This window comes from Arthrobacter hankyongi, from assembly GCF_022012395.1.
Lineage (GTDB): Bacteria > Actinomycetota > Actinomycetes > Actinomycetales > Micrococcaceae > Crystallibacter > Crystallibacter hankyongi.
On the sequence record NZ_JAKLTQ010000010.1, the window covers coordinates 46,052 to 60,809 of the forward strand.

The 14,758-nt window shown below is 64.0% G+C and carries 14 protein-coding genes; 13 read left to right on the forward strand and 1 reads right to left on the reverse strand.

Translation table 11 applies throughout. From position 1 onward, the window contains the following. Window positions 1–37: 37 nt before the first annotated feature. Window positions 38–766, reverse strand: a complete 729-nt coding sequence (locus LVY72_RS13955) for a GIY-YIG nuclease family protein (RefSeq protein ID WP_237821877.1) — start codon at window positions 764–766, stop codon at window positions 38–40. Between the two features lie 375 nt (window positions 767–1,141). On the opposite strand from LVY72_RS13955, the gene LVY72_RS24915 reads away from it, so the two are divergent. The 13 genes from LVY72_RS24915 (at window position 1,142) to LVY72_RS24730 (ending at window position 14,250) form a co-directional block, all read left to right on the forward strand. Beyond that, entirely contained in the window at window positions 1,142–1,405 is a 264-nt protein-coding gene (locus LVY72_RS24915) for a helix-turn-helix domain-containing protein (protein ID WP_372463713.1), read from the forward strand. Window positions 1,406–1,613: 208 nt separating this feature from the next. Then, window positions 1,614–2,054 (forward strand): hypothetical protein, encoded by a 441-nt coding sequence (locus tag LVY72_RS13960; protein ID WP_237821879.1) that lies wholly within the window; start codon window positions 1,614–1,616, stop codon window positions 2,052–2,054. A 656-nt stretch (window positions 2,055–2,710) separates the two neighbouring features. Beyond that, the gene (locus tag LVY72_RS13965; protein WP_237821880.1) at window positions 2,711–3,031 is read left to right on the forward strand and encodes a hypothetical protein; all 321 of its coding nucleotides are present in this window, start codon (window positions 2,711–2,713) and stop codon (window positions 3,029–3,031) included. A 79-nt stretch (window positions 3,032–3,110) separates the two neighbouring features. Next, the gene (locus LVY72_RS13970) at window positions 3,111–3,419 is read left to right on the forward strand and encodes a DUF1664 domain-containing protein (protein ID WP_237821882.1); all 309 of its coding nucleotides are present in this window, start codon (window positions 3,111–3,113) and stop codon (window positions 3,417–3,419) included. Next, complete coding sequence (locus tag LVY72_RS13975; protein ID WP_237821884.1) at window positions 3,416–4,000, forward strand: hypothetical protein; 585 nt, start codon at window positions 3,416–3,418, stop codon at window positions 3,998–4,000. The genes LVY72_RS13970 and LVY72_RS13975 overlap by 4 nt, the downstream gene beginning before the upstream one ends. After that, window positions 3,997–5,322 carry a relaxase/mobilization nuclease domain-containing protein gene (locus LVY72_RS13980; protein ID WP_237821886.1) on the forward strand — a complete coding sequence of 442 codons (1,326 nt, stop codon included), beginning with the start codon at window positions 3,997–3,999 and terminating at the stop codon, window positions 5,320–5,322. The genes LVY72_RS13975 and LVY72_RS13980 overlap by 4 nt, the downstream gene beginning before the upstream one ends. Continuing rightward, on the forward strand, window positions 5,276–5,809 hold the full coding sequence (locus tag LVY72_RS13985; protein ID WP_237821887.1) for a hypothetical protein: 534 nt from the start codon (window positions 5,276–5,278) through the stop codon (window positions 5,807–5,809). The genes LVY72_RS13980 and LVY72_RS13985 overlap by 47 nt, the downstream gene beginning before the upstream one ends. Next, entirely contained in the window at window positions 5,806–5,958 is a 153-nt protein-coding gene (locus LVY72_RS13990) for a hypothetical protein (protein ID WP_237821889.1), read from the forward strand. Before LVY72_RS13985 ends, LVY72_RS13990 begins: the two co-directional genes overlap by 4 nt. Window positions 5,959–6,472: 514 nt before the next feature. Next, the gene (locus LVY72_RS13995; RefSeq protein ID WP_237821891.1) at window positions 6,473–6,709 is read left to right on the forward strand and encodes a hypothetical protein; all 237 of its coding nucleotides are present in this window, start codon (window positions 6,473–6,475) and stop codon (window positions 6,707–6,709) included. Between the two features lie 205 nt (window positions 6,710–6,914). Then, on the forward strand, window positions 6,915–8,756 hold the full coding sequence (locus LVY72_RS14000; protein ID WP_237821893.1) for a helix-turn-helix domain-containing protein: 1,842 nt from the start codon (window positions 6,915–6,917) through the stop codon (window positions 8,754–8,756). Window positions 8,757–9,361: 605 nt separating this feature from the next. Next, window positions 9,362–9,517: a hypothetical protein gene (locus LVY72_RS14005; protein WP_237821895.1), complete on the forward strand. Its 156-nt coding sequence runs from the start codon at window positions 9,362–9,364 to the stop codon at window positions 9,515–9,517. 3,027 nt (window positions 9,518–12,544) lie between these two features. Further along, window positions 12,545–13,390 carry a ParA family protein gene (locus LVY72_RS14010; protein WP_237821897.1) on the forward strand — a complete coding sequence of 282 codons (846 nt, stop codon included), beginning with the start codon at window positions 12,545–12,547 and terminating at the stop codon, window positions 13,388–13,390. Then, window positions 13,387–14,250, forward strand: a complete 864-nt coding sequence (locus LVY72_RS24730) for a ParB family protein (protein ID WP_237821899.1) — start codon at window positions 13,387–13,389, stop codon at window positions 14,248–14,250. Before LVY72_RS14010 ends, LVY72_RS24730 begins: the two co-directional genes overlap by 4 nt. Window positions 14,251–14,758 lie beyond the last annotated feature (508 nt).

Sequence of the window (14,758 nt, forward strand, 5' to 3'; positions counted from 1 at the left end):
CAGCGGCCAGGGTTGCCGCAGAGTTCATTGCGGCACCTTAACGCCGGGGGCCGGGGCCGAGCAGCCAGTCCACAATCGCCTTGACCTCATTGGGGCTGGAGAGGAACCATTCGGCGCCGGGGGCATCGGCCAGCTGCAGGCCCCTGAGGGAGAGGATGGCATGCAGTGTCTGTTCCAGCTTGCGGGGTGTGTCCGTCAGCCAGGCATAGGCGACCACGGGGGCCTCGGGCATGGCGGTGCCCTGCTGGTTCGCCACCCGGACACGGGAATCGCGTGCAGACGTCATCCCGACTTTCACCGGCCACCGTGCTTCCTTCCTGAGGCCGGCCAGTTCCTTGTAGCTGGGGAAGTAGTAAACGTAGACACATCCGGACCCCTCTCCCTCGTTGGTTTCTTCACCGGCCACGTCGACACTGGCCACTTCGAGTTCCCCTGCAGGTTCCGTCCCGGGAGCAAAGGCAGGCTTTAGGCTGGCCGGGACGCCCGGCCTTTCCCGCCAGCGCCACCAGCCGTGTACGCCGGCCGGTTCGATCAGCTGCGCACGAGCCAGGAAGATCACGGCCTTCCGGACCAGCAACGTGAATGCCGTTTTCGCGGGCGCCCCGCCTCGGGCCAGATGGTACTCCTGTACTTTCTCCAATGCGCGGCGCCGGAACACCGGCTCGTCCAGGACGCTCCGGGCAAGAGAGGCCATGAGCTTGGGAGTGAGGGGCACGCCCTCGAACCTGTATCGGGACGACACGCCGCCGATGTCAGCCTGCCCCATGGCACCGCCTTCCCGAAGCAGCCTTCCCTGCTGTCACGACGGTTCTTTTGCGGAGATCAGCGGACCGGCCACGGCAGCCGGTGCAGCCGCGGACTGCCGGCGGAGCGGCCACCCGGGAGACAAGCCCGCGGGGAGTTGCAGGGCCGTTCATTGGCCCGGATCGCGGGTTGATTGCCCAATCCTGCCCGGCTGCGGCCAAAGCTGCGCGATGCTGGTTCTGCGTGTGGGATCCAGATGGACGATGAGCGGTCCCATGGCCGACCTCCAGGCTGCGGTGGTGGCGTTCACCATTCTGGGATGAGCGTCACGTCCACAGCCGAAAGAATCCTTATATATAGGGTCGATTGTATTAGGCCATATTGACATGTTCAATGTATGCCTTGGACCAAGCAGCACTCAATCCAACTTGGATTACGCATCCGGGAGTTGAGACGGCTGAAGGGTCTAACGCAGGAATCTCTGGCGCACCGTGCAGGGATCACCAAGAACCAGATGCAGCTCATCGAGGCGGGCAGGGGCTCGCCTGGAGACCCCCTGCCCGGTTCCAACCCCAGGGCATCCACTCTTGTCGGGATCGCCGAAGTGCTGAGCGTCAGGCCGGGAGATCTTCTCAATGAAGCGGTAGCACCACCGGAGTAAGACATGGCATATGCAGAGGTTTGCGGATTCCTTGCTCCCTCACCGCAGACACTCAAAACCATGCAGGTGGCAGACCACGAAAGACCCCACGACGTTGCGCTGCGCGCATCACGAACCGGGTGGGAACCGACAGGAAGCACCTTAGCTCGGGCCCATACCGGTGCGGGGTGTGCGACAAGCAGGTGAAGTCGCACGGGCAGCGGTATGGATGCGCAGGTCACGTCGTGCGTTCACGGAGCAGACCGATGAATTCATTGGCGCGGTCGTCCGGCGGCAACTCTCGCTTCCGGATCTCCGCGACCTGCTGCCGCCTGCAGATGAGCCGCGTCTGCGGGAGATCAAAGAGGACATCAACAAGCACCGGGCCAGGATTCACAGGGCACAGCGGGATTACGATGACGAGTTCATCGAAGGCTTAGATCCAAAGCGCGTTCGCGACCGTGAGAACGCCGCGATTGACACCCTGGAAGTCGAGCGCCTGCGGCTCTCGCTGAGAGGACGCACTCCAGCGTGCTGGGAGCACGTGATCCAGTCGCTGCCTTCGACGCCGGCAATCTTGCTAATCGGCGGAGGGTTGAAGACATCCTTCGTGAGGTGCGTCTCTACCCGCATCCACGTGGAGTCAAATCGTTCGAGCCCGATTCGGTAACCGTTCCGTGGCGGTGAGCCATATCGACGCGCGACTCACCGTCGTTCGACATGACGCGAAATCGTCGCTCATGAGCACTACAGTGATGGTTGTCTGACTACCCGGTCAGATGCACCCGACGGGACAACGGGGATGGGATCCCGCCGTCGAAACAGGTTCCCACGCTCCAGGCTAGTGCGATCACCAGCGCATGATGAGCCTACGAGTCAATCGTCTGGTGAGGTCGGATCGGCCAAAAGCGATCCTGGCAGGGTAAAGCGCGGTAGCGTCCTGCGAGACGTACAGGTGCTCACTCCTCATGAGAGGAGCGGCCCTTGCCTGCTGCCCTTGCTCCCCCTGTCCCCGTTACTCTTGCCCCCCCTTATCCCTCCCCTTGCTCCCGCTCCGCGCCTGACGCTTCCGGAAGCTGTTGCAAGAGGCTTCGGCGGGTATTCCACGCTGCGCAAGAAGACCGCTTCTGGCGAACTCCCCGCCGAGCGCGTCGGCCGGCGCTACCTCATCCGCGAAGCCGGCTTAGAGGTTATGGTCGCATCCGTCGTCGGCCGTTGCACCGAGCAGGCCTCCGTCAACGCTGCGATCGATTGTCTCGTCGCCGCACCACAGCTCTCGCGGGAGCAGCGCGAACGCCTCTCCGGCATCCTCGGCGGAGGTGCGGCGTGAGCGCCCCGGCACCGGCCGGATGTTGCCGGACCGTCGCCGCCCGGCGTTCCGTGTTCATGGGCATCGTCATGGCGCACCGCCACGGCATCGTGGGTATTCCCGCGCTGACTGACCGTGCCTCGGCGGTCAGCGACAAACTCGCCTGGCTCGCACAGCGGGGCCTCGGAACGGTTTCCGGGGGCGATTGGAAGAACGCGTGCAGGCTTGAGCGGACCTCCCGGATGCTCCCCCTCGGCACGCTGAAGCCCTGCCTCGACCGCATGCTCGCGATGCCCGTCGGTGTCAGCTCCGGCGAGGCTGACCGCCTGCGGTATTGATCAAGACCCGGACCACCCGGCGTGGTCGCCGCAAAGCGGGATCGGCTCCGCGCATCACCCTGAACGAAAGGTCGTCACCATGAACACCATCACTGCCCACCTCGACGCCGAGATCGCGAAGGCGAAGAAGCAGGCAGCCCAACGCATCGCCAAACTCAAGCGGGAGGCCGCCGCCGAACAGAAAAAGATCGATGCGAAGGTCATCGAGCTGCTCCGCCAGCAGTACCCCGACCAGTATGAGGGGCTCGTCCGGGAGGCCATGGACGCTCTTGCCGCTGCCAGGGCGAAGAACTCGAAAGGTGCCCGCCGCCCTGCCCCGACAAAGCCAGTGGAGCCGCAGCTGTGGAACAACGACGCCGATGGCGCGTACGGGGAAGGGACACGATGAACGACGAGTTCAGCAGCCGTTCCCGGGGGATCGAAGGGGGCGCAGCCCCTTCGCAAGCAGTACCGGACGACACGGGCGCCAGCGACATGTCTGACGGGGCTACTGCTTGCCCCTATGCCGTACAGGTGGAACAGCAGCCCGGCACCCGAGGCAACGCCGGTCCGGATGCTCTGGAGGTTGGGCGGCAGAGCCATGGCGCGAAGCGTCGCGGAAGTCGGGCAAAGCTCGACGTGGACTTCGGCCACGCGACGCTTCCGGCGGTGCGCGCCCGCGCGGACCGCCTCGGGCTCCAGCCCGGCGTATGGGTGAAGGCCGTCGTCCGGGACGCGCTCCATGCGTCGCGGACGGAAGAACTCGATGCCGCCATCGCGGCTGCCCTCGTCGGTGGCGAGCAGCGGGCCCAGGTATCAGCGGACGTTCGGGCATTGGCAGCGCAGATCCGTCCGCTGGCGATCAACGTTCACGATCTCGGCCGTCGTGCCCGTGCAGGTGAGCCCGTGTCGCTCGGCGTCGATGTGCCCGAGCTGATCGATCTGCTCCGCGAGGTACGTGAGCTGTTGGGTGATCGGAGGGCTGGATGAGCACCACGCACTACAGCCCGAGCAACAGCGCTGCCGACACCGAGCGGTACGTCAGGGGCAAGGACAACTCGCGGGGTGTGGCGATCACGTGCGACGTGCCCGGTCCGCCGGGCACGTTCGCCGCCCGGGCTCGTGCCCTGACCCAGAACACCCGCCGTGAGGTTGAGGTGCTGCACTACCGGCAGTCGTTCGGCGAGGACTTCGACCCGAAGGATCCCAACCACGTGCAGCGCGCGAACGACCTGGGGTATCTGCTTGGGAAGAAGATGCATCCACACGCGGATGTCCTCGTCGTCACGCACACCGACGGCCGCGGCGGGAAGGTCCACAACCACATCCTCGTAATTAACCATGACGACTCGACCGGCAAGGCGCTCTCGGACTACCGGACGTTCCACGACCGGAAGGCAGGTAACCAGCACGGTGTGCAGTCGGCCAACGACGAACTGATGGCCGAGCACGGCCTCTCGGTGGTCAAGCGCATCGAGCATCAGCCGAAGGACTGGGAGCTTCGCCGCGAGGACTTCGCAGAAGGCTCTCTCGACCGCCAGATGGGCGATCGCATGACGGCCGCTCTCGAAGACCCCCGTTCGACGAGCAAAGCAGCACTCATCGCAGTGCTCGACGAACAGAATCAGCTGCCCGGTGATGACGGCCGGGCCGTGCCGCGGATGCGGCTGCACACCTCGATCGCCAAGAAGGGCAAGCGCCAAGGTCTTGAGACCTGGACGCTCTACATCGAAGACCAACGCGGTGAGACCGGCCGCGCCGAGCGGCGCAAGCGTACCTCGGTGCTCTCGGCGGACTTCACGCCCGAGGGCACACAGGCGTTCTTCGACTACCACCAGCAGAACCACATTCAGAAGGAACAGGACAATGAGCGCAGCGCTCGAACGGATGAAGCAGCGCGACGTGCCGCAAGTGCAGCGCGACACGCCGCAAGTGCAGCCTGTGGTGCAGGCGGACAAGACGATGGAGATATTGACCTCGATCCTCACCGCCGTCGAAACACAGAACAGCCGTCTCGCAGGATTGGAGCAGCGGCAGCAGAAGCTCGCCTCGTACGTGAAGGTCATGGACGAGGCGACGAGCAGGCAGATCGAGGGCATGGAGCAGCGGCTCCGGCAATCGATCACGCAGGCATCCGTGCCCGCACCCGGCGCCTCCTCGACGAACGAGAGCATGAGGAGCGAGCTGCGCGAGATCGGGCGGACGCTGAGCTCGCTCGCCAACGCGCTCGACGGGAAGCAGATCGCCGGCGCAGTTTCATCGCTGATGTCCGCGAAGACACAGATCGAGAAGACGACGGAATGGAACTCTAAACAGGCCAACGAGTTCGTGAACAAGTACCGGCAGGCTCTCAACGCTGCCGGACGGGCGATCAACACTACGGCGGACCAGGCTGTAACAGCGATCAAGGAGTCGGCTTCCACAGCAGCCGGAGCGGCAACACAACAGATCGACGCTGCCATCGACCGCGTCAATGCTGCTCGTGAAAGCGCAGAGCACCTCGTGGAAGTTGCCGAGCGCCTCCAAAAACCCCTGGCATGGGCCACGGCGGCCCGAATGGCGCTTACTCTGCTCCCAGTAGCCGTGGTGCTGCTCATGGGCGTGCAGAGCGTCTGGACCCTCGTGGTCGGCATCCGGTGGGCGCTGGCACAGGACTGGGCCCTTTGGCTGAACATCACCGCCGGGATCGGCCTCGCCGGTCTCGTCACCGGTGCCGGGTTCGGATTATGGCGACTGACTGTATGGGTGAAGGCTGCACTCGACGAGGCTGCGACGCAACCGAGGAGGAACAGGCGATGAAGTACGGCTGCACCCGCACGTCGGCGAAGGACAAGCAGGACGACGAACTTCAGCGCCACGCCCTGGTCGCTGAAGGAGCCGCCGCCCGGACCGTTGGGTGGTCGAACGCGACCTACTACCGGCACCGTTCGATAGCCGGAGTCTCGTAAACCCCAGCCCGAGGCTGAAACTTCTAAGACAACATTCCGAGGCCCGTTCGCCGGCGCTTTGCCGGTGAACGGGCCTCGTCTCATTTTGGAGATGACTCTGGGACTTAATTGTGATGACTGATGGACAGCAGCGCCCGTCCCGGTTGCAGGAGAAGGCGCTGCTGTGATGTCGAGGGCATCGATGGGTTCATCTCGATGCTTGGCGACGTGCGCGTCATACGAAAGGACCTAATACACGCGCTGCCGGCGAAGCACGGCCTGCACCGCCGCCTGACGAAGGACCTCGGTTACACCGGTGCCACCGGCTGGCGACATCGGCGACACGATTTAAATTAACAGTTTCTAATATTCGCTGTGGCGGGGATCGCGGTGCTAGATTCCACTTATGACCGGGAGCGCATTCCGCATCCGGCGCCCGTCGGCCACCCGGCCGGTCCGGGAATCCGCTCGACCCAGGTACGACCACCGCGGTGCCGCACTTTGGCCCCGCAAAATTCGAAGGACAGTGAGTGATATGGCTGCTACAGAACAGCGTCGGCGCGGCCGGCCAGCTATGGGCGACCGCAAATTCATTGGGTTCCGGACGGCTACGTCCCGGGCCGAAGTCCTGGAGGAGGCAGCAAAGGCCGAGGGCATCACGATGAACAAGCTCGTCGAAGAGCTCCTGGACATCGGCTACAGGCACTGGGCACCCGGTCACCACGAACGCCTCAACGGTCAGGAGGAGCTGCCCATCAGCCGCATCGCCTGACAACGCAGAAGGCCCGCACTGAGGCGGGCCTTCGAAGCATGATACTTCTACCTGACATTGCTTGCCGGCTTTCCAGGTAGAAGCCGATTACCAGTCGCTTCTCAGCGATTGGCCTCTTTCGCTCCTTCGAAAGAAATCCTCCGAGGGGAGTGCCCTCTTCGCATCCTCTGAAAGGAATGCCCTCATCGTACAACAGCATGCCCTTTTGCTGCCAGACACGCAGGTCAACGGCGCGTCGGACCCGGAAAACCCCGCAACCACGTGGGCGGCCCTGGCTCCGTTGCTTGCCGGCCAGCCGCGCGTCCGGCTTTCCCGTGACGGCGGACGGTCCTACCCGCAGAAGCACGAACGGGACCTGACCGCAGCCCTGCCGTCCGTTCCCGCCGCCGTGCGCATTTTCGGCAAGGACGGCACCTGCGCCGCCATCTGCCTGGACTTCGACTCCTCGCTGGCCGGGCCCGACTGGGTGGAGGCCGACGTGCGCGCCATCCAGTCCTGGCTGCACCGCTGCGGCGCCCGCTGGATCGAGGACTACTCCCCCAGCGGCGGCCGCCACCTCTACGTTCCGCTGGAGCGCCGTGCCACCTTCACCGAAGCCCGCGACCTTGTCGAGGCCCTGGGCGCCAGGCATCGGAGCCTGGACAAGACCCCGCACCAGAACCTGCTCCACGGTTGTATCCGTACCCCGGGCAGCCGGCACAAGCGCGGCGGCCACCAGCAGCTGGCCATGAGCCTGTCCCTGGCCTACGACGTCGCCCGCCGGCCCAACAGCTACGCGGTATGGACCGCCATGACCGCCGACCTGGCCGACGAGATCGCCGCCGTGCGTGACCTCCGGCTCGAGCAGGAGTACCGCCCCGCATTGCCCGCCGACCCGGATCCGGCGGAGCTGGGCAACAACGGAAGGATGTCGAGGGCCATGCAGCGCCTGGCGGTCTCGGGCATGTACGAGGCCGGACGGTACGGTTCCGACTCGGAGGCCCGCCAGGGCGTGATCACCGGCGCTGCCGCGGCCGGCCTGTCGCTGCTGGAGGTGGACCGGCGGATGAAGCAGGGTCTGTGGCCCGGGCTCGCCTCCTTCTACGCCCGCTACCCAGCCCGGCACCGTATGCCTGCACTGCGTAGGGACTGGAACAACGCCGTCCGTCACCTGCGACAACACGCGGGCGAAGCGCCAAGGAAGAAAGATGTAAATAAATACCCCACAAGCCAGCTACCTTCACAGGCGCGGGTCGGACAGGGTTCTGAAAATACGATGACCGACGAGAACGAGCATCGGTTCATCAGGACCTGGCGCAACGCCCTTGCCTTGGCTGAAAAGCGGTACGGGGATACCCGGGCGGGTCTGGCCAGGAAGATGGTGCTCAGGTCCTTGGGTGAGGCGGCGCATAAGTCAGCGAGCCGGTTCGTGGAATTCGGGGTCCGCTCACTGGCCGTTGCCACCGGGCTGGACCACACCACGGTCAGCTCCCACCTGCGGGCACTGCGGGCCGAACCGGATCCCTTGCTGGTCCTGATCGAGGCCGGGCGTGGAACCCGCGGGGATCTCTACCAGCTGCAGATCCCCGAACAGCTTCGGGAGCACAGCGAGGCGGCAGCGTGGCGGCGCGGCAAACTCCACGCGCTGCGGCCGGTGTTCCGGGAGCTGGGCCTGCCGGCGGCGTTTGTGTACGAGGCACTGGAACACTCCCCCACTTCCCTGTCGACAGCGGAGCTGATGCGGATTACCGGTCTGTCCCGGCCCGCGGTGGCCCAAGCCCTGGAGTCGATGGCGGCCTGGAACCTGGTCCAGCGTGACGACAACTGGTCGGTGGTGGCCGCAACGAGCCTGCGGGCCGTGGCCGAACTGCTCGGCGTCCTCGAAGCGGTGGCTGAGCAGCTGGCCCGGTACCGGGCCGAGCGGGCCGCCTGGCGGGAGTGGCTGGCCCGGCACGTCGTGGTCAGTCCGCTGCTCCCCTCTCCCGACGACGACTACCCCTGGGAGAACTTCGAGGGCCCGCCCGACGAGTGGACACTATCCGACATGTCATTCGGTCTGGCTGGATGAGGAACCCGCCGCGACACGCCGTAAAGATAACGATTTCCTGAATACGTTTCCCTCTGAGTGCCCTCTGCATGGCGGGAAGACAGTCGGCAGACCAGCTCCTGCGTGACAAAAGGAGGAAATGGTTCCGTTGGTTCCGTTGGAATCCGACCCTTTTGACCCTGATTGCATATCGTTCGGGGGACTGAAAACCGGTTCGGCGAAATTGGTTCCATTTCTGGCGTTGGAACTATGGGTTCGCAGCTTGACCCTGCTCTGTCAACGAACGCCGGGCACAGTCTGCTGCCGGCTTTCCCGCAGAATCACGGGCCAAAAAGCCTGTAACAGCTTGCCGCGGCGTAGGCGCACCCGGTGGTAGGTTCGGGAACAGTTGGAAAAAGTTACAGCCTCGCTGGCGGCAACCGGTGGAGGCTGAACCCAGGCCACCCGGCCGCAACCAGCTGATCGGTCCGCCGGATCCCGGTGGAACCGGAGCGTCTGCCAAACCGGACTCCGGAATGGCCCAGGCACCCGCGTGGGATAAGTAGGACAGGGGCCACATGGCTGCGCCAGGAAACCGCGGATGCGGCCAGCGAAGCAAAGGCGAACGCCGCTTCGTTGGAACCCGTGTGCCCGTAGCGGACCACGACCTGTTGGTCGCCGCCGCGGCCGTGCACGGCTTGACTGTCAGCGAGTACGTGGCAGCTGTCCTGACCGAGAAGCTCCGGAGCGAACACGTGGATCAGACTCAGGAGGGGCTGCCTATCGGGCCCAAGGCCACTTAAGCACGGGAAGGCCTGCACGAGGCAGGCCTTCCGATGACGCCTCCAGCTCTACACCTACTGCTTCCCGGCTACCAGGTGAAGAGCTTCCAAGCAGCTCCCGGCCGGGAGCTGCTCTATAGCTGACCCCGTGGAGGGTCCCTCTGCTATGCCCCCAACTCTACACACGGGTGTGGGCGTATCAAGGGGAGATGACCGGCGCGTCGGTTTTGTCATGCCCCTAAAGGGGGTGTGTCCCCGCTGTGCACCGATACTGTCGCCCGGACCATTGGTGCCCGGCACGGCCTTGGCCTGCTAGAGCCGGCAGCAGGAAGGATGCAGCACACGCCAACTTCGGCACGCCATCACGCCATGCGGGAGTGCCGGGTCATTCAGGCTAGCCTAAACCGCCGGCATCCACTGTGGCTGCTTCACCGTGCTTACCCTGCTCACATCCGATCATGGAGAACACTGCCAAGTCACGTGGGGCCGCTCCGACGTCCGATTCTGTCCCAGTCTCACCCAGGGCACCACCCATCCTGCTTCTATGTGGATCTCGTGTGGCTACCCTCGGACCGGTTCGCCTGGCAATGACAGCGCCTTGCCAGGCTCCCCCTTGAGGTTCCGTTGGCGCACTCCCCTACCGGATTGGTCCGGTTCGGCAACCGGTGGTATCCATCGGTTATGGCCAGCTGCGGCGGTGCCGGCAGGAGTACCAGCATTTGTTCGAACCGGAGCACCCGGTATCGTCAGCCGGAGCGGGATCCCCTATCCGCACAGCAGTTGCTTCGCCGCGGACGATGCAGCAGCACACCGTCTAAACCTTCGGTCTATACGTCCGGCTTTTTGGTCCGGCGGCACTACGACGGGGCAAGGCTCCAGATCGGCATCGAAGATGCCTGCCAGTTCCTCCGAGGAAGGGTATCGTTTAGCCGCGCCGGCTGTCCGCCGAAGCTGCTGAGTGCCCCGAGCGCAGCCGATCCGGACAGAGCTCGGAGTGGTTGGAGACATTGAGTTGGGCGGGAAGCCCGGGACAAATCTGGACGCGTCACGTAAAGAGAGAATGCCCGTAAAGCTGCGGGTGCCCCGGAGACACCCGGTCGTACTTCCGATCCGGCTAAGTCGTGCACGCATTCGAACGTGCCACAAGCGACTTCTCGGGAGCCACGGGGCTAAGCAAGCATGTGCGCCACAGCAGCAGCTCACTGTCGCGTCCGAACCGGCGAGGCCACCCAAGCCCCCCGCGCACTACCTGTCCTGCCCGGAATATAAGGGTCCCACTCACCACTCCCCTACCGTCTGGCCGCTGATGCCGGCGTCCGGGCAGATCGTTCAGACCCGGCCGGCGGAACGGCACGCTCACCTGGCACTGAAAGTCGTGGCTGGCAGGCTTGCGTCCCCGACACCGCTATTGCCCCTGAACGCACGGACTGCAGAAGGTGACGGAATTTCCTCAGAGCGAACGGCAGTAATGAAATCAATAGAACCATTGGATCCGGCTATCCGTCGCGGAAAAATGGAACCATTGAAGGCAATACGGGCAAAGCTGGGAATGATTCGGGCGTCTTAGACCCTTGGCAGCATCCGCCACAACCGCTGGCGCCAGTGGCAGTAATGGTTCCATTATCTTCGTTGGAAGCGGGCCCGCCGTCCGACGGCCTGGACGCGTGCACTCCTGAAACGGAATCACACAACAGTCGGGTCGGGTAGGAACCAGCCAAGGAAGTAATGGTGCCATTACTGGCTTTTGGTTCTTGGCCGGCCGCTACACGCGCGCCTATGGGTGGAGGCCTTGGAAGAATAGCTGTTAATGCTGGAATGCTGTCATTACCGGTTTTGCCTCCAATGGTTCCATTGCGTCCGCGAGGCAGCCCCGAGGTGCCACGCCTGGCTGGTAATGGAAGTATTGACTCCATTGCTTCCAGGGATGACGATACAGCGTGACGTTTACGCCTTACCCCAAGGTCACAAAATAGATCCATTGATTCCTTGAGACGCAAAGCCAGTAAGGGAACCGTTAGTTTCAATTCAGGTAATGCATGCCACGGGGTCGGCCGACAGCAGTGGATCGGGCAGGGAGGAACTTAAGGAACCTTTACCTCCAGAGCCCGCAACCGAGCCGAGTAGCTGAACCCAGGTGACTTGCGCGGCCGGGCTTGTGTTGGCGGAACGGACACCATGGAAACAATGACAGCATTGGAGGTGTTGCCTTAAAAGCTTCCTTTAATGGACTTACTGCCATATCGGTCTGCGTTGTCCTTGCTCCTCTTCGCCGAGGCGTCGCTGGCAATGTCCCTAATGCTTCCATTGCTTCCATCCATAAGTCTTTGGAGTTTCTGCGGTCACAACGGCAATGGAAGCATTTACTCCTTTGCTTCTTCGCGGCAGTTGATTCGGTCGGACGAACTGGATGCCCACATGATCCTAGGCCTGGAAATTGATCCGTTAGTTCCAATACGCGCAGTGCGGGCATTGGAGCCATTGCTTCCAATGCCCGCAATGCATCCTATACCGTTGCCCGACAGCGAGCCGGCCGGGCGGGAAGCAAAGGAACCGTTGCCGCCATTGCCGGCAACGACACTGGAGCCGGTCGGGCCCTCGGCACAACCAGACGCGAGCTGCTGTCGATGCAGTCCGAGCCAAGGATGCATCACCGAGCTGGGCTGTGTTGCCTCCAATGGTTCCTTTAATGGCTTTGCTGCCCCGTCCGCCGGGACCACCGGCGTCAATGGTTCCATTTCTTCCAACGCATTCACCAGAGGGTTGGGAAGTAATGGAGGAAACGGAGGCAATGGAGCCACAGGCGGTTCGCCGCCAGAGGCGACGGGCGACATGCCCGCCTTGTCGCCAGCCCATGTGTGGAAGCAACACCGCCAATGGATGTAATGCCATTAAAGGAAGCATTTACACCATTGGAAGAAAAGGGGTGTGTCGCAGGCGTGTCTTCCGGGCATGCGCGGGGAGCACAGCTAGGGTTAAGGGCAGTCGGTGCTGGCTCGACGCTCTCTCGGCAGAGGTGAGCTTTCCGCACCCTGAAACCAGAATTTGGCTATGGAAGGTACTGAAACCATGCCGGCAAAAATCGTCGCCATCTGCAACCAGAAGGGCGGGGTCGGGAAGACCACGCTAGTGACCGGACTGGCCGAAATGTTCTCCCAAGTGCTCGAGCTGCGCGTCCTGGTGGTCGATGCTGATCCGCAGTACAACGTAACCTCGGCCTTGGGGGTCGAGCAGCCGGAGTTCACCCTGAACGATGTCCTGGCGGGCGACCCGGACAACAACCAGAAGATCATGCCCGGAGTGGCCGCTGAGGCCGTCATGCTTGCCGGCGACGCCTGGCAGCCCCGGTTGGCCCGGGATGAGTCCTTCCCGGCCCTGCACCTGATCGCCGCGGAACGAAACCTCGCAACGCGCGAACGGGATTCGATGATCGCCCGAGAGCGGCGCCTGCGCACTGCGCTGAAGGGCATGGTTGACGAATTCGACATTGTCCTGATCGACTGCCCGCCGTCGCTGGGCCTGTTGACCGTGAACGCCCTGACCGCAGCCACGCACGCGCTGCTGGTGACCGAACCTCGCGTGTCCTCCGTGGAAGGCCTCAACGAAATCGCGACCACCATCGGCGAGGTCCAGGAGAACCTGAACGAGGACCTGGTCCCCGCCGGTGTGGTCATTAACAAGGTGCGCAGGGGCCGCAGCGACCAGATGCACTGGATCGAACAGGTCCACGAAAAGTGGGGCGATTTGGTATTGGACCCGCCACTGCCGGACAGGGAGTTGTTCTCCAAGGCACAGGCGGCCGCAGTACCGCTGAGCAGCTACGGCTTTGCAGCCAATGCGTTGCGTAACGACCTGGAGAAGCTGGCCCGGACGATCTGGGATGGAGTCCAGCTGTGAGCCCGGCCCAACCGCCTGTGGCCCGCGGCGGCAGTGACAACCCGCTGGCCAAGTTCAAACGCGGCGGCCTGAAGAAGGCTGCCGGATCCAGCGTGGTCGCCGAGATGATCAGCTCCCCGCAGCCCGAGCAGCCTGCCGCCGTCGTACCTGCCCCGCAGCCGCCCGTCCAGGCCGCCGACGCGGCACCCGCTGCGGCACCGGCATCCAATGCTGCCCCTGCCTCCGAACCGGCGCCCTCCGTCTCCGCTACGGTCCTTGCCGAGAGCCCACCGGTCCCGGGCCCAGAGGCGCTGCGTCCGGGACCGGAAACCCCCCAGGCCCGCGAGGAACAGGCTCCAACGCGACCGTCGCCGCAGCCGGTCCAGGCCCCGCCGCACTCCCAGGTCGACGTCCCGGCCAAAGTGTCTCCGAGCGGACAGTACGACGCTGCGGCAATTGCCGGAGCACACCTGCCGCCGGCCCAGCCCATCCAGCCAGCGGCTGCGGGATACCTGCAGCCGGTCCAGGCCCCGGTCCCGCAGTATGCCCCGCCCGTGGCCGCGCCGGTTCAGCAGCCCTTCCCGGCAGCTGTCCCGCAGTACGAACAGCCGGTGACCGCCCAGGCGCCGGCGGCCGTCCCGGAACAGCCGGCACCCCCGAAGTCGAAGAAGACCAGCTTCCACCAGCCCGTGGGCTCCGGGGACAGGATGCGCTCGACCTACAACGCCACACGGCACCTGACGAAGTACCTGACCATGTCGGAGTTCATCTGCGCCGCCGTGGACAAGATGTGCGCCGAGCTGGAAGAGAAGTACAACGACGGCGAACGCTTCGACGCGGACCCCGGCGCTGTCCCCAAGGGACGTCCGGTCGGTTCTTGAGACGGACTCCGAATGCAGCAGGCCCCGGCAGCCGTCATGGTTGCAGGGGCCTGCTTATCGGTTCCGACAATACGCTTGCGGCAGGAGAGCGGATCGACACCTGCACCGGATCCCGGGTGGTATGCATGACCGGATGATGCTAGAAGTCCATTTACTCGGCGGCCAGGCCGGCAAGCTCGGCCCACTGCAAGATACCGGGCTTCGGAATACGAAACCGTTCCTGTTCATTTTTGAAGACGGCAACTTATCTACGACAATCGGCGGTCGGTCCCGGCCCTTCCGTGTTGGCGGGCTCAGGCGGTGGGAGACACCCCCTGTTTCCGTCCACAAGCGTAGGTCAGGAGTCCGAGGATGCGGACTGCGTCCGAGCGTGTACACATGTGTAGCAGATCAAATAGATCGAGCCCGACAGCGTGCCAGTGGTGCATCGAAGACACGGCCAAGAATCACCCGCGTGGTGGGACGCCTAAGCATCTGTCTCCCTGAACAGCCCCTGGCCGCTGTGGAC